At 59.2% G+C, this 25970-nt stretch carries 20 protein-coding genes; 13 read left to right on the plus strand and 7 right to left on the minus strand.

Annotation, left to right across the window (positions count from 1 at the left end):
* Positions 1 to 34: 34 nt before the first annotated feature.
* The 9 genes from ppsA (at position 35) to ACA069_RS09720 (ending at position 9362) form a co-directional block, all read left to right on the plus strand.
* Positions 35 to 2410: a phosphoenolpyruvate synthase gene (gene ppsA / locus ACA069_RS09680; protein ID WP_497617224.1), complete on the plus strand. Its 2376-nt coding sequence runs from the start codon at positions 35 to 37 to the stop codon at positions 2408 to 2410.
* A gap of 99 nt (positions 2411 to 2509) precedes the next feature.
* Positions 2510 to 3499: an alpha/beta fold hydrolase gene (locus tag ACA069_RS09685; RefSeq protein WP_497617226.1), complete on the plus strand. Its 990-nt coding sequence runs from the start codon at positions 2510 to 2512 to the stop codon at positions 3497 to 3499.
* 226 nt (positions 3500 to 3725) lie between these two features.
* On the plus strand, positions 3726 to 4217 hold the full coding sequence (gene rraA / locus ACA069_RS09690) for a ribonuclease E activity regulator RraA (RefSeq protein ID WP_008061717.1): 492 nt from the start codon (positions 3726 to 3728) through the stop codon (positions 4215 to 4217).
* A 21-nt stretch (positions 4218 to 4238) separates the two neighbouring features.
* Positions 4239 to 5234: a divalent cation transporter CmaX gene (cmaX, locus tag ACA069_RS09695; protein WP_497617227.1), complete on the plus strand. Its 996-nt coding sequence runs from the start codon at positions 4239 to 4241 to the stop codon at positions 5232 to 5234.
* Positions 5235 to 5297: 63 nt separating this feature from the next.
* Positions 5298 to 5546, plus strand: a complete 249-nt coding sequence (locus ACA069_RS09700; protein WP_008076827.1) for a hypothetical protein — start codon at positions 5298 to 5300, stop codon at positions 5544 to 5546.
* A 2-nt stretch (positions 5547 to 5548) separates the two neighbouring features.
* Positions 5549 to 6373 carry a mechanosensitive ion channel family protein gene (locus ACA069_RS09705; protein ID WP_007916401.1) on the plus strand — a complete coding sequence of 275 codons (825 nt, stop codon included), beginning with the start codon at positions 5549 to 5551 and terminating at the stop codon, positions 6371 to 6373.
* Between the two features lie 90 nt (positions 6374 to 6463).
* Positions 6464 to 7054, plus strand: coding sequence for an RNA polymerase sigma factor SigX (gene sigX, locus ACA069_RS09710; protein ID WP_166222309.1), 591 nt, complete (start codon positions 6464 to 6466; stop codon positions 7052 to 7054).
* A gap of 107 nt (positions 7055 to 7161) precedes the next feature.
* A complete protein-coding gene (locus ACA069_RS09715) occupies positions 7162 to 8196 on the plus strand; it encodes an OmpA family protein (protein ID WP_095120047.1) in 1035 nt (344 codons plus the stop codon).
* A 146-nt stretch (positions 8197 to 8342) separates the two neighbouring features.
* Entirely contained in the window at positions 8343 to 9362 is a 1020-nt protein-coding gene (locus tag ACA069_RS09720; RefSeq protein ID WP_401269685.1) for a quinone-dependent dihydroorotate dehydrogenase, read from the plus strand.
* 149 nt (positions 9363 to 9511) lie between these two features.
* On the opposite strand, the gene rmf is transcribed toward ACA069_RS09720, so the two are convergent.
* On the minus strand, positions 9512 to 9727 hold the full coding sequence (rmf, locus tag ACA069_RS09725) for a ribosome modulation factor (protein ID WP_003223300.1): 216 nt from the start codon (positions 9725 to 9727) through the stop codon (positions 9512 to 9514).
* A gap of 530 nt (positions 9728 to 10257) precedes the next feature.
* Between rmf and rlmKL the strand changes: the two genes are divergently transcribed.
* Both rlmKL and ACA069_RS09735 read left to right on the plus strand, forming a co-directional pair.
* Positions 10258 to 12528, plus strand: a complete 2271-nt coding sequence (gene rlmKL / locus ACA069_RS09730; protein ID WP_187680657.1) for a bifunctional 23S rRNA (guanine(2069)-N(7))-methyltransferase RlmK/23S rRNA (guanine(2445)-N(2))-methyltransferase RlmL — start codon at positions 10258 to 10260, stop codon at positions 12526 to 12528.
* A gap of 145 nt (positions 12529 to 12673) precedes the next feature.
* On the plus strand, positions 12674 to 15055 hold the full coding sequence (locus ACA069_RS09735; RefSeq protein ID WP_497617230.1) for a sensor domain-containing diguanylate cyclase: 2382 nt from the start codon (positions 12674 to 12676) through the stop codon (positions 15053 to 15055).
* A gap of 136 nt (positions 15056 to 15191) precedes the next feature.
* Here ACA069_RS09735 and dacB read toward each other — a convergent pair whose 3' ends face one another.
* Positions 15192 to 16652, minus strand: coding sequence for a D-alanyl-D-alanine carboxypeptidase/D-alanyl-D-alanine endopeptidase (dacB, locus tag ACA069_RS09740; RefSeq protein ID WP_187680659.1), 1461 nt, complete (start codon positions 16650 to 16652; stop codon positions 15192 to 15194).
* A gap of 234 nt (positions 16653 to 16886) precedes the next feature.
* Between dacB and ACA069_RS09745 the strand changes: the two genes are divergently transcribed.
* Positions 16887 to 17231, plus strand: coding sequence for a YggL family protein (locus ACA069_RS09745; protein WP_187680660.1), 345 nt, complete (start codon positions 16887 to 16889; stop codon positions 17229 to 17231).
* A 51-nt stretch (positions 17232 to 17282) separates the two neighbouring features.
* On the opposite strand, the gene ACA069_RS09750 is transcribed toward ACA069_RS09745, so the two are convergent.
* The gene (locus ACA069_RS09750; RefSeq protein ID WP_401269678.1) at positions 17283 to 18473 is read right to left on the minus strand and encodes a benzoate/H(+) symporter BenE family transporter; all 1191 of its coding nucleotides are present in this window, start codon (positions 18471 to 18473) and stop codon (positions 17283 to 17285) included.
* A 354-nt stretch (positions 18474 to 18827) separates the two neighbouring features.
* Here ACA069_RS09750 and ACA069_RS09755 point away from each other — a divergent pair, with 354 nt between their 5' ends.
* Positions 18828 to 19592 carry a GntR family transcriptional regulator gene (locus ACA069_RS09755; RefSeq protein ID WP_007961054.1) on the plus strand — a complete coding sequence of 255 codons (765 nt, stop codon included), beginning with the start codon at positions 18828 to 18830 and terminating at the stop codon, positions 19590 to 19592.
* Positions 19593 to 19748: 156 nt separating this feature from the next.
* On the opposite strand, the gene guaD is transcribed toward ACA069_RS09755, so the two are convergent.
* The 4 genes from guaD to xdhA all read right to left on the minus strand — a co-directional run bounded on the left by guaD (position 19749) and on the right by xdhA (position 25892).
* The gene (gene guaD / locus ACA069_RS09760) at positions 19749 to 21053 is read right to left on the minus strand and encodes a guanine deaminase (protein WP_401269675.1); all 1305 of its coding nucleotides are present in this window, start codon (positions 21051 to 21053) and stop codon (positions 19749 to 19751) included.
* Between the two features lie 13 nt (positions 21054 to 21066).
* Positions 21067 to 21924 carry a xanthine dehydrogenase accessory protein XdhC gene (xdhC, locus tag ACA069_RS09765; protein ID WP_187680663.1) on the minus strand — a complete coding sequence of 286 codons (858 nt, stop codon included), beginning with the start codon at positions 21922 to 21924 and terminating at the stop codon, positions 21067 to 21069.
* A 124-nt stretch (positions 21925 to 22048) separates the two neighbouring features.
* Positions 22049 to 24445, minus strand: a complete 2397-nt coding sequence (gene xdhB, locus ACA069_RS09770; protein WP_497617232.1) for a xanthine dehydrogenase molybdopterin binding subunit — start codon at positions 24443 to 24445, stop codon at positions 22049 to 22051.
* Complete coding sequence (gene xdhA, locus ACA069_RS09775) at positions 24438 to 25892, minus strand: xanthine dehydrogenase small subunit (RefSeq protein WP_187680665.1); 1455 nt, start codon at positions 25890 to 25892, stop codon at positions 24438 to 24440. The genes xdhB and xdhA overlap by 8 nt, the downstream gene beginning before the upstream one ends.
* Positions 25893 to 25970: the final 78 nt, after the last annotated feature.

Below are 25970 nucleotides of genomic sequence, written 5' to 3' on the forward strand. Positions count from 1 at the left end.
GAGCTTTTCCAACACAGTTAGTGGAGAGATCACCTTGGTAGAGTACGTAGTTTCCCTCGATAAGCTCGGCAAACACGATGTTGAGCATGTGGGGGGCAAGAACGCATCCCTGGGCGAGATGATCAGCAACCTGGCAGGTGCCGGTGTGTCGGTCCCTGGCGGCTTTGCCACCACCTCGCAGGCCTATCGCGACTTCCTCGAACTGAGCGGCCTCAACGACCAGATCCACCAGGCCCTCGACGCTCTCGACGTCGACGACGTCAATGCCCTGGCCAAGACCGGCGCCCAGATCCGCCAATGGATCATGGACGCCGAATTCCCCGAAAAACTGAATGCCGAAATCCGCACCGCGTTCGCCGCGCTGTCGGCCGGCAACCCTGACGTGGCCGTAGCCGTGCGTTCTTCCGCTACTGCCGAAGACTTGCCGGATGCTTCTTTCGCCGGCCAGCAGGAGACCTTCCTGAATATCCGTGGCGTGGAAAACGTTATCCGCGCCGCCAAAGAGGTATTCGCCTCGCTGTTCAACGACCGTGCGATTTCCTACCGCGTGCACCAGGGCTTCGACCACAAACTGGTCGCCCTGTCGGCTGGCGTGCAGCGCATGGTGCGTTCGGAAACCGGCACCGCCGGCGTGATGTTCACCCTCGATACCGAATCCGGTTTCCGTGACGTGGTGTTCATCACCGGCGCCTACGGCCTGGGCGAAACCGTTGTACAAGGCGCGGTGAACCCGGATGAGTTCTACGTGCACAAGGGCACGCTGGAGGCCGGTCGTCCGGCGATCCTGCGCCGCAACCTGGGCAGTAAAGCTATCAAGATGATCTACGGCGACGAGGCCAAGGCCGGTCGTTCGGTCAAGACCGTCGATGTCGACAAGGCTGACCGCGCACGTTTCTGCCTGAGCGACGCTGAAGTGAGCGAATTGGCCAAACAAGCGATGATCATCGAAAAGCACTACCAGTGCCCGATGGACATCGAGTGGGCCAAGGACGGTGACGACGGCAAGCTGTACATCGTGCAGGCCCGTCCGGAAACCGTGAAAAGCCGCACCCAGGCCAACGTCATGGAACGTTACCTGTTGAAAGAAACCGGCACCGTGCTGGTTGAAGGTCGCGCCATCGGCCAGCGCATCGGCGCCGGCAAGGTTCGTATTATCAAGGACGTGTCCGAGATGGACAAAGTCCAGCCGGGCGACGTGCTGGTCTCCGACATGACCGACCCGGACTGGGAACCGGTCATGAAACGCGCCAGCGCGATCGTCACCAACCGTGGCGGCCGTACCTGCCACGCGGCGATCATCGCTCGTGAACTGGGTATTCCGGCGGTTGTAGGTTGCGGTAACGCCACCCAATTGCTGAAAGATGGCCAGGGTGTGACCGTTTCGTGCGCCGAAGGCGACACCGGTTACATCTTCGAAGGCGAACTGGGCTTCGACATCAAGAAGAACTCCGTGGATGCCATGCCGGATCTGCCGTTCAAGATCATGATGAACGTCGGCAACCCGGATCGCGCTTTCGACTTCGCGCAACTGCCGAACGCCGGTGTGGGCCTGGCCCGTCTGGAATTCATCATTAACCGCATGATCGGCGTCCACCCCAAAGCGCTGTTGAACTACGACGGCCTGCCGCCGGAAATCAAGGAAAGCGTCGACAAGCGCATCGCCGGTTACGACGATCCGGTCGGTTTCTACGTCGAAAAACTGGTTGAAGGCATCAGCACCCTCGCTGCCGCGTTCGCTCCGAAGAAGGTCATCGTGCGTCTGTCGGACTTCAAGTCCAACGAATACGCCAACCTCATCGGCGGCAAACTGTACGAGCCGGAAGAAGAAAACCCGATGCTGGGCTTCCGTGGCGCTTCGCGTTACATCAGCGAATCGTTCCGTGACTGCTTCGAACTCGAATGCCGCGCGCTGAAACGTGTGCGCAACGAGATGGGCCTGACCAACGTCGAAATCATGGTGCCGTTCGTGCGTACCCTCGGCGAAGCCAGCCAGGTTGTGGATCTGCTGGCAGAGAACGGATTGAAGCGCGGCGAGAACGGGTTGCGCGTGATCATGATGTGCGAACTGCCATCGAACGCGATTCTCGCTGAAGAATTCCTCGAATTCTTCGACGGCTTCTCGATCGGTTCCAACGACCTCACTCAACTGACGCTGGGTCTGGATCGTGACTCCGGGATCATCGCGCACCTGTTCGACGAGCGTAATCCGGCGGTCAAGAAGCTGTTGGCCAACGCGATTGCCGCGTGCAACAAGGCTGGCAAGTACATCGGTATCTGCGGTCAGGGCCCTTCGGATCACCCGGATCTGGCCAAGTGGCTGATGGAACAGGGCATCGAAAGCGTGTCGCTGAACCCGGACACCGTGCTGGAAACCTGGTTCTTCCTCGCCGAAGGCCAGCCGCAGGCTTGATAAGTATGTGAACGGGCCGCTCCCATACGGAGCGGCTCTTTTAGTGTTTCAAACAGGGCGAGCGCCTTCGGATGCCGCCCTTTTTTGTGCAAGAGCATTATGCAAAGCAGCAGCAACCTATTTCCTGTCGCCCTGATCAGCGCCGAGCGGCGCGGCGATCTGAGCGAAGACGTTTATCGATTGAAGCCCGGCAACAGCCCGGACTGGTCCGTGGAAATCGCCGTCACCCGTCTGGGCATGGCCGATGAACCGGCGGTGCGCGGGGTGCCGGTCATTCTGCTGCACGGCAGTTTTTCCAATCGGCGCTTCTGGTTTTCACCCAAAGGCCTGGGGCTGGGGGCGTATCTGGCGCGTCTGGGCTTCGACGTGTGGATTCCGGAGATGCGCGGCCACGGCCTGTCGCAGCGCAACGAGGAGTACCGGCGCAATCGCGTTGCCGACTACGCCCGTTACGATCTTCCGGCGATTGCCGCATTCGTGCGTGAGCAGAGCGGGCAGGTGCCGCACTGGATCGGCCATTCGCTGGGCGGCATCACGTTGGCTGCCGCGCTCGGCGGCGAATACCTGGGCGAGCCGGCGGTGGCTTCGGCGGCGTTTTTTGGAACGCAGGTGAGCCGCACCTATTGGCCGTTGAAAATTCCGCCGGTGGAATGGAGTGGTCGCTTCATTCTCAAGCGCTTTGCGCAGCTGTCTGGTTCACGCCTCAAGCGCGGCCCGGAAGACGAGCCGATCGGGCTGGCACTGGAAAGCATGCGTTGGTACGGCCTGTTCGGCCGCTTTGGCGACAAGGACAAGGACTGGTGGGCCGGTCTTGCCGATGTTCAGGTGCCGGTGCTGGCGGTCAGTGCGACAGGGGATCATCAGGATCCTGCCTGGGCTTGTCGCAAACTGTTCGAGCAGATCGGTTCCGAGCACAAGCAATTCATCAATCTTGGGCGTGAGCAGGGCTTCAAGGATAATTTCGGTCACGTCGAGATGCTGGTGAGCAAGGCTGCACAAGTCGAAGTATGGCCACTGGTGGCGCGTTGGCTTCAGGATCAGCACACACCGTTGCTGGGCGATAAGCCGGATCTGGCTGCTGCGGTCTGAGGCGAGGGCTCTGAAAAGGGCATTTCGCTCGGATCAGCTTGCGGCTAAGATATGACGCATTGTGCGGTTCTGGTCATATTTGGTGGCTGTTTCGCTATTACGTTTCAGCGTTTGTTCAGGTTCGTTCAGCAACCATGGGATGAACTAAGGTAAACAGCGACCGCCGGGACTCGTCTCAAAAGAGTGCGTCATCCTTGATCGTCTTCCTTTTTACAGGAGTTTTTCGATGAACCATTACCTCACGCCTGACCTGTGCGACGCCTATCCGGAGCTGGTGCAGGTGCTGGAACCGATGTTCAGCAATTTCGGCGGCCGTGATTCGTTCGGCGGCGAAATCGTGACCATCAAATGCTTCGAAGACAACTCGCTGGTCAAGGAACAAGCCGAGCTCAAGGGTAACGGCAAGGTGCTGGTGGTCGATGGTGGTGGTTCTCTGCGCCGCGCACTGCTGGGCGACATGATCGCCGAGAAAGCCGCGAAAAATGGTTGGGAAGGGCTGGTGATCTACGGCTGCATCCGTGACGTCGACGTCATTGCCCAGACTGATCTTGGCGTTCAGGCGCTGGCCAGCCACCCGATGAAAACCGACAAGCGCGGTATTGGCGATCTCAACGTTGCAGTCACGTTTGCTGGCGTGACATTTCACCCAGGCCACTACATCTACGCGGACAACAACGGCGTGATCGTCTCGCCGAGCCCGCTGAAGATGCCTGAATAAGCTTTCGACATAGGGATGAGGATGTTCGAGGAAGAAAACGCGCAATGGGGGCTGGTGCATGCCCTGGTGCTGGATGGTAATGGCGGTGCGCGTTCGATAGCCCGAACTGAGCTCGACGATCTGCAGCTGTTGGCCCATGAAAGCCTGTGGCTGCATTGGGATCGCAGTCATCCGCAAACCCAGACCTGGCTACGCAAATCCAGCGGTCTCAATGAGTTTACCTGTGACCTGCTGCTGGAAGAGAACACCCGGCCGCGCCTGTTGCCGTTGCCCGACTCCGAGCTGCTGCTGTTCTTGCGCGGGGTCAACCTCAATCCGGGCGCCGAGCCGGAAGACATGGTCTCGGTGCGGATTTTCGCCTCCGCTCAGCGCGTTATCTCCCTGCGTTTGCGCCCGCTACGGGCCACCGATGAGTTGCTGACGATGCTGGAGGAGGGCAAGGGCCCGAAAACCTCCTCTGAATTGATGCTTTATATGGCGCAGTTGCTCACTAATAAAGTGCAGGATCTGGTCACTTGCCTCTCGGAAATCGCCGATGAGGAAGAAGAAAAGATGGATGCCGACGAACGGTATACCCCGGAGCATGGCGCCATTTTGCACATCCGTCGCAGAGCGGCCGGGCTGAAGCGTTTTCTCGCGCCGCAGCGGGATATTTTCGGACAGCTGACGCGGATAAAACTGCCTTGGTTTGTCGATGACGACGCCGATTACTGGAACGAATTGAACAACAGTCTGACCCGCTATCTGGAAGAGCTCGAATTGACTCGAGAGCGCGTGGGGCTTGTCCTGGAGGCTGAAGACCGGCGTTTGAGCCTGCGCATGAATCGCACGATGTATCGCTTCGGGATCATCACCTGCATCTTTTTGCCGATGAGTTTTATCACCGGTCTATTGGGCATCAACGTTGGCGGAATTCCCTTCGCGAGCAGCCCTTATGGCTTCCTGATCGCCTGTCTGACGGTGCTCGCCATGGCGTTCGGACAATGGTGGTTATTCCGCCGTTTGCGCTGGGTTTGAAAATGGCGCATGTGACCCGACCAAATTTGCCCGCGTCTTTCACAGACATCACGAGAGGTGCGTATGCACGATCCGTTTGAACAGTCTTTGCGCGACATGCTCAACGCCTCGCCGTCCAGCCGCGACGACGATGCATGCCTGGGCCGCGTACTCAAAACCGCCAACCGCCAGGTCGGCGCCGGTGATCTGTTCAGTCTGCTGGGCCGCTGGCTGCCCGCGCTGATGATCGCCCTGAATAACGGATCGGCCCACGTGTCGCCGGTTTCCCGTCTTCGTAAACCTACCGCTCGCACTGCTGATAAGGCTGATTGAATATGGAACTTGATCTCTGGACTCAGAGCCTCGTCACTGCAATGACTGCGTTGTGGACCAAAGTCGCCAACTTCATTCCGAACCTGTTCGGCGCACTGGTCGTGCTGCTGTTGGGCTTCGTCGTGGCCAAGCTGCTCGATACCTTGCTGTCCAAACTGCTCGCCAAACTGGGTCTCGATCGCCTGATGGGCGGCACCGGGCTGACCAAATTGATGTCGCGGGCGGGGCTGCAAGTACCGATCTCGACCCTGATCGGCAAGATTGTCTACTGGTTCGTTCTGCTGATTTTTCTGGTTTCTGCAGCAGAATCCCTTGGGCTTGAGCGAGTTTCAGCTACGCTGGATATGTTGGCGCTGTATTTGCCGAAGGTTTTCGGCGCCGCGCTGGTGTTGCTGGTGGGCGTTTTGCTTGCTCAACTGGCGAACGGACTGGTGCGCGGGGCGGCAGAGGGCGTAGGCCTGGACTACGCTTCGGGGCTGGGGCGAATTGCTCAGGGGCTGGTGATCATCATCAGCATCTCGGTAGCGATCAGTCAGCTTGAGGTCAAGACCGACCTGCTGAACCATGTGATCGTCATCGTTTTGATTACCGTTGGTCTGGCGGTTGCGCTGGCCATGGGCCTGGGAAGCCGGGAAATTGCCGGTCAGATTCTTGCGGGAATCTATGTGCGTGAGTTGTATCAGGTTGGGCAACAAGTGCGTGTTGGCGAGGTCGAAGGCCAGATTGAAGAGATCGGCACGGTTAAAACCACATTGCTGACCGATGAGGGTGAGCTAGTCTCTCTTTCCAATCGGATCCTGCTGGAACAGCATGTGAGTAGCCGCTAACCCGGCAAACCCTGCTAATGTATGCCGCCGCAAAATGCCAGTTGATGCTGGTTGCGGCGGACATTGACCTGACTGTCGGCACGACTTGTTTTGAATAAAGCCCATACGCTATCCACGCGCTACGACCCCCGCGAGCTCTCTGATGAGGAGTTGGTCGCGCGCTCGCATACCGAGCTTTTTCACGTAACGCGCGCTTATGAAGAACTGATGCGGCGTTACCAGCGAACATTATTTAACGTCTGCGCGAGATATCTTGGGAACGATCGCGATGCAGACGATGTCTGTCAGGAAGTCATGTTAAAGGTGCTGTACGGCCTGAAGAACTTCGAGGGGAAATCGAAGTTCAAAACGTGGCTCTACAGCATCACGTACAACGAATGTATTACGCAGTATCGAAAGGAACGGCGAAAGCGTCGCTTGATGGACGCATTGAGTCTTGACCCCCTCGAAGAGGCGTCCGAAGAAAAGGCGCCGAAACCCGAGGAGAAGGGCGGGCTTGATCGCTGGCTGGTGTATGTGAACCCGATTGACCGCGAAATTCTGGTGCTGCGATTTGTCGCAGAGCTTGAATTTCAGGAGATCGCAGACATCATGCACATGGGTTTGAGTGCGACAAAAATGCGTTACAAACGTGCTCTAGATAAATTGCGTGAGAAATTTGCAGGCATTGCTGAAACTTAGTTCAGCGCAAATATCTCTTACGTGTAGGCAAGTTCTGATAGACTTGCCGCCGAGTTGTCCCCCGGTTTGCGGGACTGCTTCACAATCACCAGATGGGGATTTAACGGATGAAACTGAAAAACACCTTGGGCTTGGCCATTGGTTCTCTTATCGCTGCCACTTCGTTCGGCGCTCTGGCACAAGGCCAAGGCGCAGTTGAAATCGAAGGCTTCGCTAAGAAAGAACAATTCGACAGCGCTCGTAACTTCAAGAACAACGGCAACCTGTTCGGCGGCTCGATCGGTTACTTCCTGACCGACGACGTTGAACTGCGTCTGGGCTACGACGAAGTTCACAACGTACGTGCCGATGATGGCAAGAACGTTAAAGGCGCTAACACCGCTCTGGACGCTCTGTACCACTTCAACAACCCGGGCGACATGCTGCGTCCGTACGTTTCGGCCGGTTTCTCTGACCAGAGCATCGACCAGAACGGTTCGAACGGTCGTAACCGTTCCACCTTCGCCAATGTTGGCGGCGGTGCCAAGCTGTACTTCACCGAGAACTTCTACGCCCGTGCCGGCGTTGAAGCTCAGTACAACATCGACCAGGGCGACACCGAGTGGGCTCCTAGCGTCGGTATCGGTGTGAACTTCGGTGGCGGCTCCAAGCCTGCTGCTGCTCCAGTTCCAGCACCAGCTGAAGTCTGCTCCGACAGCGACAACGACGGCGTTTGCGACAACGTTGACAAGTGCCCAGACACCCCAGCCAACGTAACTGTTGATGCTGACGGCTGCCCTGCAGTTGCTGAAGTTGTTCGTGTTGAGCTGGACGTCAAGTTCGACTTCGACAAGTCGGTTGTTAAGACCAACAGCTACGGCGACATCAAGAACCTGGCTGACTTCATGAAGCAGTACCCATCCACCACCACTACTGTTGAAGGTCACACTGACTCCGTCGGTCCTGACGCTTACAACCAGAAACTGTCCGAGCGTCGTGCAAACGCCGTTAAGCAAGTTCTGACCAATCAGTACGGTGTTGAATCGTCCCGCGTTCAGTCTGTTGGCTACGGCGAATCCCGCCCAGTTGCTGACAACAAAACTGAAGCTGGCCGTGCTGTTAACCGTCGCGTAGAAGCGCAGGTTGAAGCTCAAGCTAAGTAATTAGCTGCCGCTCTGAGAAAAGCCCGGCTTAGGCCGGGCTTTTCTTTGTCTGCGATTTGAATAATGTCGGTATTCGCGCCTCGCGCGGCAGGTCGATGCCCGGCTATAATCGCCGCCTCTTTTCGCCGTCCGAGTCATCGCCGCCCATGTATTCCCTGGCCCGTCAGCTGTTGTTCAAACTTTCCCCGGAAACCTCCCACGATCTGTCGTTGGATCTGATCGGCGCGGGTGGGCGTTTGGGCCTCAACGGCTTGCTGTGCAAGGCGCCGGCTAAGATGCCGGTGACAGTCATGGGCCTGGAATTCCCGAACCCGGTGGGTCTGGCGGCCGGTCTGGACAAGAACGGCGCGGCCATCGACGGCTTCGCGCAATTGGGTTTCGGTTTTGTTGAAATCGGCACCGTGACCCCGCGTCCACAGCCGGGCAACCCGAAACCACGAATCTTCCGTCTGCCGGAAGCCGAGGCGATCATCAACCGCATGGGTTTCAACAACCTCGGTGTCGATAACCTGCTGGCGCGGGTGGCAGCGGCGAAATACAAGGGTGTGCTGGGCATCAACATCGGCAAGAACTTCGACACGCCGGTCGAGCGCGCGGTGGACGACTACCTGATCTGCCTGGACAAGGTCTACGCCCACGCCAGTTACATCACGGTCAACGTCAGCTCGCCGAACACCCCGGGTTTACGCAGTCTGCAGTTCGGTGATTCGCTCAAGCAGTTGCTCGCGGATCTGGCCACGCGCCGTGCCGAACTGGCGCTGCGCCATGGCAAGCACGTGCCGCTGGCGATCAAGATCGCGCCGGACATGACCGACGAAGAAACCGCGCAGGTGGCGCAAGCGCTGATCGAAACCGGGATGGACGCGGTGATCGCGACCAACACCACCCTGAGCCGTGTTGGCGTTGAAGGCATGGAGCATGGCGACGAGGCGGGCGGTCTGTCCGGCGCGCCCGTGCGTGACAAGAGCACCCACACCGTGAAGGTGCTGGCGGCTGAGTTGGGTGGTCGTCTGCCGATTATTGCGGCGGGCGGGATTACTGAAGGCAAGCATGCGGCGCAGAAGATCACCGCGGGTGCGAGCCTGGTGCAGATTTATTCGGGCTTCATCTATAAGGGCCCGGCGCTGATTCGTGAGTCGGTAGACGCCATCGCAGCCCTGCGCTGATCCTCCTCCTACGGGGGACCGATAAAACACCAAGGCAATAAAAAGGGCTCCTCGAAGGAGCCCCTGGGCCGAAGCCCGCCGTCCGGGAAGGACGTGCGTGGTTAGTGCGTTACAAATTCAGATTGTCGTGTCGGAATAAATGCCCTGTGTCAGCCGACGGCGTGAAGTTCGTTGAGTCTGTGGATTCCCGCAGTGCCGGTCATACCGTCCCAGTTGTCGCCGCGTCCTTCTCGCCAGCCGTTAATCCAGGCTTGACGTACCGACGGTAGAGTAAATGGGCAAAGCTCACGGGATTTGCCACCAACGCCATATTGATATCCGCGCAAAAATGCTCTTTCCAACGGATCACGCTTAAGTCTTCTCATAGGGTGTTTCCCTCACTTGTTGACTGTTTGTGTCGCGTTGACCTCAACCGAGGTCTGGCAGAAAAACTCTGCCGGGGGCGGCTCGCTGCCGGCGTGGCGAGCCAAGGTGTTGACGCCGTTGCGACGTCAACCTGTTGTCAGTTCTAACCAATGAGTCACACCGATGGAATGATCGTTTTGTCATAAGGACGTAACGAAATTAGTGCTTAGGCCATAAGTAACTTTGGGTTTCATGCACGTTTTTTCAGCAAACCCCGGTATGATCGGCCCCGCGCTGGATGATGGGGTTAATTCTTTAGTGAGAATGACCTACGTTTAGCGTCAGGTACTATTCGACGAAGGGTCGATTTCAGGCAATTTGTTTCACCAACTTTTTTATCTGTCCTTGCATCTAAGCTCTGTTAACCCGAGCAGCGGGGATGGAACGGCACACCTTCGTGCCACGCGGGCGTTCTTTTAGAAAAGCGCCTGATTGAAAACCGGGTCGGCAATGCGTTGCCGATCCACTAGCCAAAGGCTCTGGAAATACCATGTCCGACAGTTTTGAACTCTTCCTCACTTGCCCCAAAGGCCTTGAAGGCCTGCTTATCGAGGAAGCCGTCGGGCTTGGCCTTGAAGAAGCCCGCGAGCACACGTCCGCAGTGCGTGGCATGGCGACCATGGAAACCGCCTATCGCCTGTGCCTGTGGTCGCGTCTGGCCAACCGTGTGCTGCTGGTGCTCAAGCGCTTTCCGATGAAGGACGCCGAAGACCTGTACCACGGCGTGCTCGATGTCGAGTGGCAGGATCACATGCTCAGCGATGGCACCCTGGCCGTCGAATTCAGCGGCCACGGCTCGGGCATCGACAACACTCACTTCGGCGCGCTGAAAGTCAAAGACGCCATCGTCGACAAACTGCGTACCCCGCAAGGCGACCGTCCGTCGATCGACAAGCTCAACCCGGATCTGCGCATTCACCTGCGTCTGGATCGTGGCGAAGCCATTCTTTCCCTCGACCTCTCTGGCCACAGCCTGCACCAGCGCGGCTATCGCTTGCAGCAGGGGGCGGCGCCGCTGAAGGAAAACCTCGCGGCAGCCATCCTGATCCGTTCCGGCTGGCCGCGTATTGCGGCCGAAGGCGGCGCGCTCGCTGACCCGATGTGCGGTGTCGGTACGTTCCTCGTCGAAGCCGGCATGATCGCCGCCGACATGGCGCCGAACTTGCGTCGCGAACAGTGGGGTTTCACCGCGTGGCTCGGTCACGTGCCGGCGCTGTGGAAAAAACTTCATGAAGAAGCCGCCCAGCGCGCCGCTGCCGGTCTGGCCAAGCCACCGCTGTGGATTCGCGGTTACGAAGCTGACCCACGACTGATTCAACCGGGCCGCAACAACGTTGAGCGCGCCGGTCTGAGCGAGTGGATCAAGATCTATCAAGGTGAGGTCGCGACCTTTGAGCCGCGTCCGGACCAGAACCAGAAAGGTCTGGTCATCTGCAACCCGCCGTACGGTGAGCGTCTGGGTGACGAGGCCAGCCTGCTTTATCTCTACCAGAACCTCGGCGAACGCCTGCGTCAGGCCTGCCTGAACTGGGAAGCGGCGGTATTCACCGGTGCCCCGGATCTTGGCAAGCGCATGGGCATCCGCAGCCACAAACAGTATTCGTTCTGGAACGGCGCGCTGCCGTGCAAGCTGTTGTTGATCAAAGTGCTGCCGGATCAGTTCGTCACGGGCGAGCGTCGTACTCCGGAGCAGCGTCAGGCCGAGCGTGAGCAAGCAGCTTACGATCAAACCCCGGACGAGCCACAAGAGCGCAAGTTCAACAAGAACGGCAACCCGATCAAACCGACGCCAGCCCCGGCTCCGGTGATCGAGCAGCCGCGCTTGAGCGAAGGCGGGCAGATGTTTGCCAACCGTTTGCAGAAGAATCTCAAGGCGATGGGCAAGTGGGTCAAACGCGAAGGCATCGATTGCTACCGCGTCTACGATGCCGACATGCCGGAATACGCGATGGCCATCGACCTGTACCACGATTGGGTGCACGTCCAGGAATACGCCGCGCCGAAGTCGATTGACCCGGAAAAAGCCTCGGCACGCATGTTCGACGCACTGGCAGCCATTCCACAGGCGCTGAACGTCGACAAGAGCCGCGTGGTGGTCAAACGCCGTGAGCGCCAGAGTGGCACCAAGCAGTACGAACGTCAGGCTGCACAGGGCAAGTTCAATGAAGTCAGCGAGGGCGGCGTGAAGCTGTTGGTCAACCTCACCGACTACCTCGACACGGGCCTGTTCCTCGATCACCGGCCGATGCGCCTGCGCATTCAGAAAGAGGCGGCCGGCAAGCGCTTCCTCAATCTGTATTGCTACACCGCGACCGCCAGTGTGCACGCGGCCAAGGGCGGCGCGCGCAGCACCACCAGCGTCGACCTGTCGAAAACCTACCTCGACTGGGCGCGCCGCAACTTGTCGCTGAACGGCTATTCGGACAAGAACCGTCTGGAGCAGGGCGACGTGATGGCGTGGCTGGAAAGCTGCCGTGAAGAGTACGACCTGATCTTTATCGATCCGCCGACCTTCTCCAACTCCAAGCGCATGGAAGGCATCTTCGACGTGCAGCGTGACCAGGTTCAGCTGATCGACCTGGCCATGGCCCGTCTGGCGCCAGGTGGCGTGTTGTACTTCTCCAACAACTTCCGCAAGTTCCAGTTGGAAGAAAACCTCGCCGAGCGTTATGCGGTCGAGGAAATCAGCGCGCAGACCATTGATCCGGATTTTGCACGTAATACCAAGATCCACCGCGCCTGGAAAATCACGGCTCGTTGACACTCGGAAATATTGGATCCACAGAGCCTTGATTTTTAAAGGCTCTTGGACTCTTTCCGAGCTAGCCAAATTAGTGGCTAATAGCTATAACTCAACTCACGGCCAAAGGGGTTTTCCCGGAACACTGGCGTAGTGAGTTGCCCTTATGTCGTTGCACCCCGTGCGCCCGAAGATACTGGGTTTTATCAGCGAAGAAGTTTCGGCCTGGCTGGTCGCGATGCTGGTATTGCTCGTCGGCGGGATTCTCACGGGGCTGCTCGCCTGGGGCACCCTCAATCAGTTTCAGCAACAATTGCGTCAGCGCTTTCAATTGCTGGCCAACGAACGCTACAGCCGCATCGAAGAGCGCTTTCAGGACCAGGAACAGCGTCTGGACGGCTTGCGCCGCTTCTTCGCCAACTCTGAATCGGTTTCTCGCGCCGAATTCGACGGCTACACCCAACCTCTATTGCTGCGCACCCAGGCCTATTCGTTCGCACTGAGGGTCAGCGCTGCCGAACGCGCGGCGTTCGAGCAGCGAGTGCGTGAGGAAGGGCTGAGCAACTTCACCATTCGTGAACTCAATGCGCAGGGCGAACTGCAACTGGCCGCCGACCGTGATGAATACGTGTCGGTGCTGTACAGCCAGACGCAAAGTCGTCTGGGCTCGCCGCTGGGTTATGACTTGCTGGCGCAACCGCTACGCCGCGACACTCTGCAACGCGCAGACAAGCTGGGCAGTCTGGCGGTGTCGCAACCCATGCATCTAGTCAGTATCGAAGCGTCTTACGCGCGTGGTGTGCTGCTGGTCGCGCCAGTGACGCGCGCTGGCGAAAAAAAGCCGTTCGGTTACGTGATGGCGGTGATCAGCATGCGCCAGTTGCTGGCGGATGGTTTACCGGAAGCGTTTCATGACTACCTTTCGGTGCGCATCCTCGACTTGTCGACTAATGACCAACATGAAGTGCTGTTCGAGTCGATCAATGAGCCGGCCCCCAGTGATTTGTCGGCGACGCGACTGGTGCGCATGGCCGATCACGACTATCAGGTCGATATCCTGCCGAGCGATGCCTTTATGCAGGCTAACCACTCGTCAGTCAGCAGCGTCGTCATACTGGGTGGTTTGCTCAGTTTGCTGCTCAGCTCGCTGCTCTATGTCCTGGTCAGCCAGCGCCAACGTGCCTTGCGTCTGGTCGAGCTACGCACACAGGAGCTGCACGAGCGCGAACAGGAACTGCGCGGCACTCACGGTCAATTACGCGGGGTGCTGAATGCCGCCACGCAAGTCGCAATCATTGCTACCGATTTGCGCGGCGTAATCAACACCTTCAATCCCGGCGCGGAACAGTTGCTCGGATACAGAAGCGTCGATGTTGTTGGTCATATGACCCTGGAAAACCTGCACTTGCCACGCGAGCTGACGGCGCGTTCTGCGGAGTTGAGCGCGCGTTACGGCAAGAGCATTCCGACCTGCCAGGCGATGCTGGTCGAGGGCGGTGAAGTCGGCGGTCATGAGGCACGCGAATGGACGCTGGTGCGCAGCGATGGCAGTCATCTGCCGGTGAACATGCTCGCCACCCCGGTCATTGACGAGCAGGGGCTGTGGGTCGGGCATCTGGCAATCTGTATCGACATCACCGAACGCAAGCGTGTGCACGAGGCGCTGGCAGCGCGGGACTTGTTGCTAAAGAAGCTCAGCGCCCACGTTCCGGGCGGCATCTATCAATGCAAAATGGAGTTCGGCGGGCGTTTCAGCGTGATTTACGCCAGCGATGGTATTCGCGACATTTACGAGTTGGCACCGGACGTACTGTTGCTCGACGCCGAGGCGATCTTTTCTCGCATCCACCCGCAGGACATTACCCGCGTGCGTACTTCGATCCGTGAATCGGCCGATAACCTCAGCCCGTGGCGCGAGGAATATCGCGTGCAATTGCCCGAGCGCGGTCTGCGCTGGGTGCGCGGCGAGGCGACGCCGGAAGAGCTGCCCGGTGGCGGTGTGCTGTGGCACGGCTACATCTCGGACATTTCCGACTTGAAGCGGGTCGAGGAAGAGCTTCGCGCGCTGTCGATAACCGACTCGCTGACCGGCATTCATAACCGTCGCTATTTCCAGGAGCGCTTGACCACCGAAATGGCCCGGGTCGAGCGCGGCGGTGGCGAACTGTCGGTGATCATGCTCGACATCGATCATTTCAAAAGGATCAACGATCATTACGGCCATGCCGTCGGTGACCGGGTGTTGCAGGCGGTGTGCGAGCGTATTGGCCATCGGCTGCGGCGCACCGATGTGTTCTGCCGATTGGGTGGCGAAGAGTTCATGGTGTTGTGCCCGGACATCGACGGCGAACACGCGCACATGCTGGCGCAGGAATTGTGGCAAGGGCTACGCAGTGCGCCGGTGGATGTGGTCGGCGTGGTCACCGCGAGTTTTGGCATCGCCAGTTGGCGACCGGGGGAAGGCGCGGATTCACTGCTGTTGCGGGCGGATTCGGGCGTGTACGCGGCGAAGCAGGGCGGGCGGGATCGGGTTGAGCAGATGGGTTAAGCCCTGCCACCAAACCAATGTGGGAGCGAGCCTGCTCGCGAAGGCGGTGTATCAGTCAGCACATTTATTGACTGACCTGACGCCTTCGCGAGCAGGCTCGCTCCCACAGGTTTTTGTGGTGTTGCTTGAACTTGGATTACAGGACCGAAGCCGTCTGCGCCGTCTTCGGCTGGCGATACAGATCCAGCAGCACCTGATCCAGCACTGACGATGCACCAAACGGTGCCTTGTCGTTGAGGATCGCCACCACCGCCCAGGTATTGCCATTCACGTCACGGCTGAAACCGGCAATCGCTCGCACGGTGTTCAGGGTGCCGGTCTTGACGTGAGCTTCACCGCGCATCGCGGTGGTCTTCAGGCGTTTGCGCATGGTGCCGTCGGTGCCGGCAATCGGCAGCGAGCTGATAAATTCGGCGGAGTACGGGCTGTGCCAAGCGGCTTGCAACATGCCGGCCATTTCGCGGGCGCTGACACGTTCAGCGCGGGACAGGCCGGAGCCGTTCTCCATCACCAGGTGCGGCGCGGTAATGCCTTTCTTCGCCAGCCACTGACGCACTACGCGTTGCGCTGCTTTGGCGTCGTCACCGTCGGCGTCGTTGCGAAATTTCTGTCCCAGGCTCAGGAACAGCTGCTGGGCCATGGTGTTGTTACTGTATTTGTTGATGTCGCGGATGATTTCCGCCAGATCCGGCGAGTAGGCGCGGGCCAGCAGTTTGGCGTTGTTCGGGGTCGACGCCAGACGATCCTTGCCCTGAATGCTGCCACCCAGTTCTTTCCAGATCGCGCGAACGGCGCCAGCGGTGTAGGTCGCGTGGTCAAGCAGCGACAGGTACGTCTGCGAGCTGCAGCCTTCGCCCAACTGGCCGGCGACGGTGACAGTCACGCTGCCATCAGCCTGTGGCACAGGGTTGTAGCGCACGCCGCCGGTGCATTGCTTGGAATTGAGGGCCTTGACGGTGTTTTCAATGCGGATACTGGCGATCGGTGGCTCCACCGAAATCAGCACGCGGCCACCGTCATTGCGCGCCACAAAGCGCAGGGCCTTGAGGTTGACCAGCAGCGAATCCGGTTTGACCAGGAACGGCTTGTTCTCGTCATTGCCGTCATCGTTGAATTCCGGCAACTGCGGCTGCACGAAGAAGTTGCGATCCAGTACCAGATCACCGGTGATCTGGGTCACGCCGTTGGCGCGCAAGTCACGCATCAGCAGCCAGAGTTTTTCCATGTTCAGCTTCGGATCACCGCCACCCTTGAGGTAGAGGTTGCCGTTGAGGATGCCGCCGCTCAGGTCGCCGTCGGTGTAAAACTCGGTTTTCCACTGATGGTTGGGGCCGAGCATTTCCAGCGCCGCGTAAGTGGTGACCAGTTTCATGGTCGAGGCCGGGTTGACCGACACGTCAGCGTTGTACACGGTCGCCGTGCCCGGGCCGTCGAGCGGCACCATCACCAGCGACAGCGCAGAAGGCTGGAGCTTGCTGGCCTTGAGGGCTTTTTCGACGTTGGGGGTGAGGGAGGTATTGAGGGTGGCAGCAGAAACAGGCAGGGCCAAAGGAAGAAGAAGGCCGGCCAGCAACAGAGGACGCAACGATTTGATCATATGAAATAAAACCCTGCAGAAGAGGGGAAAAAAGACGAGGACATGGATGAAAAAGCCCTCAGTGGTCATGAAAGTGTCGGCATTATGCCCCAAGGTGTAACCACTTGTGCCGTCGGCGGGTGGGCTAATCGGTGATTTTTTTACAGGCGGTCGGCCTCAGCGTCCACAGAGGCGGGCAATTGACGTCTTAAACTGGTAAAGTGCCGGCCGTTATTACTTAAGAGGATTGTTCCAATGGCGACTAACCGTTCCCAGCGTCTGCGCAAAAAACTGTGCGTTGATGAATTTCAAGAGCTGGGTTTCGAACTGAACCTGGACTTCAAAGAAGACTTGTCCGAAGAAGCCATTGACGCTTTCCTCGAAGCATTCATCAAAGAAGCCATGGAAGCCAACGGTCTGGGTTATGTTGGCGGCGATGACTTCGGTCTGGTTTGCCTGCAGAAGCGTGGCTCGGTCAACGAAGAGCAGCGCGCTGCTGTTGAAGCCTGGCTGAAAAACCGCACTGAGCTGACCGGTATGACCGTCAGCCCACTGCTGGACGTTTGGTATCCGGAAAAGCCGATCAACGCGGCTAAGTGATACTGAAAAAAACGGCGACCTAAGGGTCGCCGTTTTTTTATGCCTGGCGTTTTATGCTTTACGCCAGTTCAGAATCACCAGCGTCAACACCCCCGCAACAATCCCCCAAAACGCCGAACCGATGGAAAACAGCGTCAGCCCCGACGCCGTGACCATGAAGGTAATCAGCGCCGCTTCACGCTCCTTCACCTCAGTCATGGCAATGCTCAATCCGTTGATGATCGAACCGAACAGCGCCAGTGCAGCAATCGATAGCACCAGTTCTTTCGGCAGCGCGGCAAACAACGCCGCCAATGTGGCGCCGAACACCCCGGCAATCCCGTAGAAAATCCCGCACCACACCGCTGCGGTGTAGCGTTTGTTGCGATCTTCATGGGCGTGCGGGCCGGTGCAGATCGCCGCGCTGATGGCGGCGAGGTTGATCCCGTGGGAGCCGAACGGCGCCAGCAACAACGAGGCGATGCCCGTGGTGGTGATCAGCGGCGAGGCCGGGACGTTATAGCCGTCTGCGCGCAAGACGGCGATGCCGGGCATGTTCTGCGAAGTCATCGCCACCACGAATAGAGGGATGCCGATGCTGATGGTCGCCGCCAGCGAGAAGTGCGGCGTGGTCCATACCGGTGTCGCCACTTCCAGATGAAAACCGCTGAAATCCAGCAGGCCCATGAAGCCCGACAGCGCGGTGCCGATCAGCAGGGCGGCGAGCACGGCATAGCGCGGCGACAGACGCTTGATCAGCAGATACGTGAAGAACATCCCCAGCACCAGGCCGGTGCGGTGTTGCGCGGCGACGAAGATTTCGCTGCCGATCTTGAACAGTATCCCCGCCAGCAGCGCGGCCGCCAGTGAGGCCGGAATCTTTTTCACCAGACGTTCGAAACTGCCGGTCAGCCCGCAAATCGTCACCAACACCGCGCAGGTGATGTAGGCGCCGATGGCCTCGCCGTAACTGACGCCGCCCAGACTGGTGATCAACAACGCCGCGCCGGGGGTGGACCAGGCGATGGTGATTGGCGTGCGATAACGCAGCGACAGGCCGATCGAGCACACTGCCATGCCAATCGAGATCGCCCAGATCCACGAGGAAATCTGCCCGCTGGTCAGGCCCGCCGCTTGCCCGGCCTGAAACATCAGCACCAGCGAACTGGTGTAGCCGGTCATCATCGCAATAAAACCGGCGACGATGGCCGAGGGCGAGGTGTCGGAAAAGGGACGCAGTTGGGTATGCGTGGCGTCGTTCATGACGGCGGTGTTCCTTGTTCTGATAAAGACGTCTGCCACAACATAAACCCTGTAGGAGCTGCCGAAGGCTGCGATCTCTTGATCTTGCTTCTAAAGTCAAAGTCAAAAGATCGCAGCCTTCGGCAGCTCCTACATAAGAGCAGTTGTGTTCAAAAGGCGGATTCTGCGATCAAGCCTAAACTCAATCGTAACGGATCGTTGCAATACAGCCGTGGTCACAAACAGCCATACAGTCGTGTTGCCACCATCCATTGTGTACAATCGCGCTGTTTTTTACGCGATACTTGCCAGCGACCTACTGTGCCGTATTACAGTCACGGTCTATTCGCCGCAGTTCTCCCGACTCGAGTGCCCATGAACGAACAGTTGCAACCCCTCAAGAAACAACCGCGAGCAGGCAAAGCCGGCCGCAGCGGAACCCAGGACGATATTGTCTACGCGCATATTTTCGAGGCCATCCTCGAACAGCGTCTGGCGCCCGGCACAAAATTGAGCGAAGAAGCGTTGGGGGAAATCTTCGGGGTCAGCCGCACCATCATTCGCCGCGCGCTGTCGCGTCTGGCCCATGAAGGCGTCGTGTTGTTGCGGCCGAACCGTGGCGCTGTGGTTGCAAGCCCGAGCGTTGAAGAAGCGCGTCAGGTGTTCATGGCCCGTCGTCTGGTCGAGCGTGCGATCACTGAACTGGCTGTGCAACATGCCACCGCCGAACAGATCGCCGAGCTGCGCCAGATGGTCAACGACGAGCGCGACAGCTTCTCGCGCGGTGATCGTGGCGCCGGTATTCGTTTGTCGGGTGAGTTCCACCTGAAACTCGCCGAAGCGGCGAAGAACGCCCCGCTGATCAGCTTCCAGCGCAGCCTGGTCTCGCAGACGTCGCTGATCATCGCCCAGTATGAAAGCGGCAACCGTTCGCATTGCTCCTACGACGAACACACCCAGTTGATCGACGCGATCGAAGCGCGCAACGGTGAGCTGGCGGTGGACCTGATGATGCATCACATGGATCACATCGACAGCAAGCTCAACCTCGACGAGGAAAGCGCTTCGGATGATCTGCATGCGGTGTTCTCGCATTTGTTGCAGACCAAGAAGCCGGGGCGTCCTGCGGCCAAGCTCTAAAGTAGACCGAGTCGCTCCCTTCGCGAGCAGGCTCGCTCCCACAGCGGAATGCATTTCAAATGTGGGAGCGAGCCTGCTCGCGAAGGCGTACTGACAGGCAATAAAAATCCCCCGGGGCTGAACACCACCGGGGGATTTTTTATGTCTCGGGAAAACTCAGCGCTGATGCACCAGCGCACCCGCCGCATAAGTCTGCTGCACCGTGCGGTCATCCCCCAGCGTCATCAACACAAACAACGTCTCGGCAATATTGTTCGCCTGCTTCAAGCGATAGCTCAGCAATGGCGTGGCGTTGTAATCCAGCACCAGGAAGTCAGCGTCGGAACCCGGTTGCAGGTTGCCGATCTTGTCTTCCAGACGCAGCGCCCGCGCTCCACCCAGCGTCGCCAGGTACAACGACTTGAACGGACTCAAGCGCGCACCTTGCAACTGCATCACTTTGTAAGCTTCGTTCAGGGTTTGCAGCAGCGAGAAACTGGTGCCGCCGCCGACGTCAGTGCCGAGGCCGACGTTCAATTTATGCTTTTCGGCCATCGGCAGGTTGAACAAGCCGCTGCCGAGGAAGAGGTTCGACGTCGGGCAGAACGAGATTGCCGAGCCCGTTTCCGCCAGACGCGCGCATTCGTCGTCGCACAGGTGCACGCCATGGGCGAACACCGAGCGCTCGCCGAGCAGCTTGTAGTGATCGTAAACGTCCAGATAACCCTTGCGCTCCGGGAACAGTTCCTTGACCCACTCGATTTCCTTGAGGTTCTCGCTGATGTGGGTCTGCATGTACAGATCCGGGTATTCGGTCAGCAATTGCCCGGCGAGGGTCAATTGTTCCGGGGTACTGGTCGGGGCGAAACGCGGGGTCACCGCATAGTGCAGGCGGCCCTTGCCGTGCCAGCGCTCGATCAGCGCCTTGCTCTCGACGTAGCTGGATTCGGCGGTGTCGGTCAGGTAGTCCGGGGCGTTGCGATCCATCATGACCTTGCCGGCGATCATCCGCAGATCAAGTTTTTCGGCCGCCTCGAAGAACGAGTTCACCGACTGCGGGTGCACGCTGCCGAACACCAACGCCGTGGTGGTGCCGTTGCGCAGCAATTCCTTGATGAAGATGTCGGCGACATCGTCAGCATGCGCCTTGTCGCCGAACTGGCTTTCGCACGGGAAGGTGTAGGTGTTCAGCCAATCGAGCAGTTGCTCGCCATACGCGCCGACCATGCCGGTTTGCGGCAGGTGGATGTGGGTGTCGATGAAGCCCGGGGTGATCAGAGCATCTTGATAGTGGTTGATCTCGATGTCCGCCGGCAGCGTCGGCAGCAGTTCGCTGGCGTGGCCGAGGGCGCTGATCTTGCCGTCATCGACCACCAGCAGGCCGTCCTCGAAATACTCGTAGGAGGCTTCGATCCCGACTTCGGCGGGATCGGCGATGCTGTGCAGGATGGCGGCGCGGTAGGCTTTGCGAGTCAGAGGCATGAGGGTTCTCTAATCAATTTGAGGCTTTGAGTTTGGTGGCTTCACTGCGGCGCGAAACAGGTAGCAGTTTGGCAATCGGTTCGGCGCTGGCGGTGTGCTGGCCGAAATTGGCGTTATAGGTGGCGATGATTTCACCGGCGATGGAGATGGCGATTTCCACAGGCAGTTTGCCTTTGACTTCGCCGATGCCCATCGGGCAACGCATGCGTTGCACGACGCTGGCGTCGAAACCACGGTCACGCAAACGGTGTTCGAACTTGGCGCGTTTGGTCTTCGAGCCGATCAGGCCGAACCAGGTGAAGTCGTTGCGCTTGAGGATCGCGGCGGTCAGCTCCAGATCGAGCTGATGGTTGTGGGTCATGACGATGCAGTAGCTGCCGGCGGGCAGGTCATCGATTTCATCCACAGGCTCTTCGGCGACGATTTTACGCACGCCTTTGGGAATCTGTTCGGGGAATTCCTCTTCCCGCGAATCGATCCAGCGCACGCGGCAGGGCAGGCTGGCGAGCAGCGGCACTAGCGCGCGACCGACGTGGCCGGCGCCGAACACGGCAATCTGCGCCTGCACCTGGCCCATCGGTTCGAACAGCAACACGGTGGCGCCGCCACAGCATTGGCCGAGGCTGGCGCCGAGGCTGAAGCGCTCCAGATGGGTGTCCTGCTTGCCGCTGGCGAGCATGTCGCGGGCGATCTGCATGGCTTTGTATTCCAGATGCCCGCCACCGATGGTGTCGAAGATCTGTCTGGCACTGACGACCATTTTCGAGCCAGCGTTGCGTGGCGTCGAGCCGAGTTCTTCGATGATCGTCACCAGAACACAGGGTTCGCCCTGGTTCTGCAGGTCGGCGAGGGCGTCGATCCAGTTGTACATATTCACCTCCCAAGAGCATTCCCACGCTCTGCGTGGCAATGCATCTCTGAACGCTCCGCGTCCGCTTTTCAGGATGCGACGCAGAGCGTCGCGGGCTGCATTCCCACGCAGAGCGTGGGAACGATCAAACCACTACTTCTGACTCGACTTCGACGGCTTTCACCGCTTTCAACTGGCGCATCTGCTCACACCCCCACAACACCCGCTCCGGCGTCGCTGGCGCGTCGATTTTCGGTTGATGTTTGTAGTCGCCGAGGCTCGCCACGGCGTCCTTGATCGCACACCACGCGGCAATCCCGAGCATGAACGGTGGCTCACCGACAGCCTTGGAATGGAACACCGTGTCTTCCGGGTTCTTGCGGTTTTCCACCAGCTTCACCCGCAGGTCCAGCGGCATGTCCGCCACGGCCGGGATCTTGTAGCTGGCCGGGCCGTTGGTCATCAGCTTGCCTTTGTTGTTCCAGACCAGCTCTTCCATGGTCAGCCAGCCCATGCCCTGGACGAACCCCCCTTCCACCTGACCGATATCGATGGACGGGTTCAGCGAGGCGCCGACGTCGTGAAGGATGTCGGTGCGCAGCATCTTGTACTCGCCGGTCAGGGTGTCGACGATCACTTCGCAGCACGCCGCGCCAAACGCGAAGTAGTAGAACGGGCGGCCACGGGCCTTGCTGCGGTCGTAATAGATTTTCGGGGTTTTGTAGAACCCGGTGCTCGACAGTGAGACCTGATTGAAATACGCCTGCTGGATCAGCGCTTCGAAGGTCAGAATGTGGTCGCGAACGCGCACGTGGCCGTTGTGGAATTCAACGTCTTCTTCAGTGACTTTGAAGTGGCGTGCAGCGAATTCGACCAGACGCTTCTTGATGATTTCCGCCGCGTTCTGCGCCGCTTTACCGTTCAAGTCAGCACCGCTGGACGCCGCCGTCGGCGAGGTGTTCGGCACCTTGTCGGTGTTGGTCGCGGTGATCTGCACGCGGTCGATTTCGACCTGGAACACTTCGGCCACAACCTGCGCGACCTTGGTGTTGAGGCCCTGGCCCATCTCCGTGCCGCCGTGGTTCAGGTGAATGCTGCCGTCGGTGTAGATGTGGATCAGTGCACCGGCCTGGTTCAAGAAGCTGGCGGTGAAGGAAATGCCGAATTTCACCGGTGTCAGCGCCAGGCCTTTTTTCAGGATCGGGCTGTTGGCGTTGTAGCGGCGGATCGCTTCGCGGCGCTCGGTGTACTGGCTGCTTTCTTCCAGTTCGGCGGTCATCTCTTCGAGCATGTTGTGCTCGACGGTCTGGTAGTAGTGGGTGACGTTGCGCTCGGTCTTACCGTAGTAGTTGGCCTTGCGCACGGCGAGTGGGTCGAGGTTGAGATGACGGGCAATTGCGTCCATCACTTCTTCAATCGCGACCATCCCTTGCGGGCCACCGAAACCACGGTAAGCGGTGTTCGAGGCGGTGTTGGTCTTGCAGCGATGACCGTTGATGGTCGCGTCGCCGAGGTAGTACGAGTTGTCCGAGTGGAACATTGCCCGGTCAACGATCGAGGCGGACAAGTCCGGCGAGCAGCCGCAGTTGCCGGCCAGGTCCATGTTGATCCCGTGCAGGCGCCCGGTGCTGTCGAAACCGACGTCGTACTCGACGTAGAACGGGTGACGCTTGCCGGTCATCAGCATGTCTTCAACGCGCGGAAGGCGCATCTTGGTCGGCTGACCGGTGAGGTGCGCGACCACCGCGCACAGGCATGCCGGGCTGGCGGCCTGAGTTTCCTTGCCACCAAAACCGCCGCCCATGCGGCGCATGTCGACAACGATCTTGTTCATCGAGACGTCGAGCACTTCGGCGACCAGTTTCTGCACTTCGGTCGGGTTCTGCGTCGAGCAGTAGACGATCATGCCGCTGTCTTCGGTCGGCATCACCGAGGAAATCTGCGTCTCCAGGTAAAAGTGTTCCTGACCGCCGATGTGCAGCGTGCCTTGAATACGGTGTTCGGCAGTGGCCAAAGCACCGGCTGAATCACCACGTTGATGGGTGTGGCTGTCGAGCACGAAGTGGCGTTTGCGCAGGGCTTCGACCACGTCCAGCACCGGCTCGAGATCTTCGTATTCGATGATCGCGGCCATCGCCGCTTTGCGTGCGGTTTCCAGATCTTTCGCCGCCACGGCCAGCACCGGTTGACCGACGAACTGCACGTCGTCGATCGCCAGCAACGGGTCGCCGGGCATCAGCGGGCCGATGTCTTTCAGGCCCGGCACGTCTTCGTGGGTGATGGCGATGCGCACGCCGTCGAAGGCGTAGCAGGGTTTGGTGTCGATGCTGATGATTTTCGCGTGGGCGCGGTCCGACATGCGTGCGTACAGGTGCAACTGATTCGGGAATTCGAGCCGGTCATCGATGTACTGCGCTTCACCGGACACGTGCTTGGCGGCGCTGTCGTGCTTGACGCTGCGGCCGACACCGGTGGTCAGGTCCTGGGCGAACAGCTCGGCCAGTTCAGCCTGGGTCTTCTCTACGGCGTGATGGTTAGACATAAGCGGTCACCCGAGTCTCGATGTGCGGTGTTTGCAGTTCGATGAAGTATTTGCGCAGCAGGTTCTGCGCGCTGAGCAGGCGATATTCCTTGCTGGCGCGGAAGTCCGAGAGCGGCGTGAAGTCTTCGGCCAGTGCAGCGCAGGCGCGTTCGACCACGGCGTTGTTGAACGGCTGGCCGAGCAAAACGGCTTCGCAATGGGCGGCGCGTTTCGGAATCGCGGCCATGCCGCCGAAGGCGACACGGGCATCGCTGATCACACCGTTTTCGATGCGCAGGTTGAACGCGGCGCAGACGGCGGAGATGTCGTCATCCAGGCGTTTCGAGACTTTATAGGCGCGGAACAGCTGCTCGGCGCTGGCACGCGGGACGATGATTTTCTCAATGAACTCGCTTTCCTGACGCGCGGTGACGCGGTAATCGATGAAGTAGTCCTCAAGGTTCAACGTGCGCCGGGTTTCACCCTTGCACAGCACGATTTGTGCGCCGAGGGCGATCAGCAGCGGTGGCGAGTCACCGATCGGCGAAGCGTTGCCGATGTTGCCGCCGAGGGTGCCCTGGTTGCGGATTTGCAGAGAGGCGAAACGGTGCAGCAGTTCGCCGAAGTCCGGATACTCGGCGTTCAGCGCTTCGTAGCAGTCGGAGAGGGCGGTGGCGGCACCAATTTCGATACGGTCGTCGAAGCTGTCGATGCGCTTCATTTCCGCGACGTTGCCGACGTAGATCATCACCGGCAGGGTGCGGTGGAACTGCGTGACTTCCAGTGCCAGATCGGTGCCGCCGGCCAGCAGCCGGGCTTGCGGGTAAGCGTCGTAGAGGTCAGCCAGATCGGCCACGGTCAGCGGCACCAGGCAGCGTTTGTCACCGCTGTTGAGTTCGCCGATATCGGTCGGGGCAATGGCTTTGAGGCGGGCGATGGTGTCGGCTTCGCGGGCGTCGAACTGATCCGGCTGTTTGCCGCAACACGATTGTTCGGCAGCGGCCAGAATCGGCCGGTAGCCGGTGCAGCGGCAGAGGTTGCCGGCCAGCGCTTCGTGGGCTTTGGCCTGATCCGGTGCATCGCTGTTCTTTTGCAGGGCGAACAGCGACATGACGAAACCGGGGGTGCAGAACCCGCACTGCGAGCCGTGGCACTCGACCATGGCTTTCTGCACGCTGTGCAGTTCGCCTTTGTGCTTGAGATCTTCGACGCTGATCAGTTGTTTGCCGTGCAGCGACGAAACGAACGTCAGGCACGAGTTGAGGCTGCGATAGCGAATGTGTTCGCGACCATCGTCATCCGTTTGTAACTCGCCGACCACCACGGTGCAGGCGCCGCAGTCACCGCTGGCGCAACCTTCTTTGGTACCGGATTTGCCCACGTGTTCGCGCAGGTAATTGAGCACAGTCAGATTCGGGTCCAGGGCGTGCTCGCTACGGAGTTCCTGGTTAAGTAAAAACTGGATCACGGAAGGCCTCGCAGACTCATTATTGTTGTTAACCGACTTGAGCCGAATTTAGCAGCTCTGACTTTTCGGTCAATGGTT

Source organism: Pseudomonas sp. LBUM1652, from assembly GCF_059716105.1.

What these genes read in the sequence shown, in the direction of transcription:
- ACA069_RS09720 (WP_401269685.1), top strand. Translation starts at nt 8,343, where the DNA reads ATGTATTCCCTGGCCCGTCAGCTGTTGTTCAAACTTTCCCCGGAAACC.
- ACA069_RS09700 (WP_008076827.1), top strand. Translation starts at nt 5,298, where the DNA reads ATGCACGATCCGTTTGAACAGTCTTTGCGCGACATGCTCAACGCCTCG.
- ACA069_RS09715 (WP_095120047.1), top strand. Translation starts at nt 7,162, where the DNA reads ATGAAACTGAAAAACACCTTGGGCTTGGCCATTGGTTCTCTTATCGCT.
- xdhB (WP_497617232.1), bottom strand. Translation starts at nt 24,445, where the DNA reads ATGTCTAACCATCACGCCGTAGAGAAGACCCAGGCTGAACTGGCCGAG.
- xdhC (WP_187680663.1), bottom strand. Translation starts at nt 21,924, where the DNA reads ATGTACAACTGGATCGACGCCCTCGCCGACCTGCAGAACCAGGGCGAA.
- rlmKL (WP_187680657.1), top strand. Translation starts at nt 10,258, where the DNA reads ATGTCCGACAGTTTTGAACTCTTCCTCACTTGCCCCAAAGGCCTTGAA.
- rraA (WP_008061717.1), top strand. Translation starts at nt 3,726, where the DNA reads ATGAACCATTACCTCACGCCTGACCTGTGCGACGCCTATCCGGAGCTG.
- ACA069_RS09735 (WP_497617230.1), top strand. Translation starts at nt 12,674, where the DNA reads ATGTCGTTGCACCCCGTGCGCCCGAAGATACTGGGTTTTATCAGCGAA.
- ACA069_RS09685 (WP_497617226.1), top strand. Translation starts at nt 2,510, where the DNA reads ATGCAAAGCAGCAGCAACCTATTTCCTGTCGCCCTGATCAGCGCCGAG.
- ACA069_RS09750 (WP_401269678.1), bottom strand. Translation starts at nt 18,473, where the DNA reads ATGAACGACGCCACGCATACCCAACTGCGTCCCTTTTCCGACACCTCG.
- rmf (WP_003223300.1), bottom strand. Translation starts at nt 9,727, where the DNA reads ATGAGAAGACTTAAGCGTGATCCGTTGGAAAGAGCATTTTTGCGCGGA.
- ACA069_RS09705 (WP_007916401.1), top strand. Translation starts at nt 5,549, where the DNA reads ATGGAACTTGATCTCTGGACTCAGAGCCTCGTCACTGCAATGACTGCG.
- cmaX (WP_497617227.1), top strand. Translation starts at nt 4,239, where the DNA reads ATGTTCGAGGAAGAAAACGCGCAATGGGGGCTGGTGCATGCCCTGGTG.
- guaD (WP_401269675.1), bottom strand. Translation starts at nt 21,053, where the DNA reads ATGCCTCTGACTCGCAAAGCCTACCGCGCCGCCATCCTGCACAGCATC.
- ACA069_RS09745 (WP_187680660.1), top strand. Translation starts at nt 16,887, where the DNA reads ATGGCGACTAACCGTTCCCAGCGTCTGCGCAAAAAACTGTGCGTTGAT.
- ACA069_RS09755 (WP_007961054.1), top strand. Translation starts at nt 18,828, where the DNA reads ATGAACGAACAGTTGCAACCCCTCAAGAAACAACCGCGAGCAGGCAAA.
- dacB (WP_187680659.1), bottom strand. Translation starts at nt 16,652, where the DNA reads ATGATCAAATCGTTGCGTCCTCTGTTGCTGGCCGGCCTTCTTCTTCCT.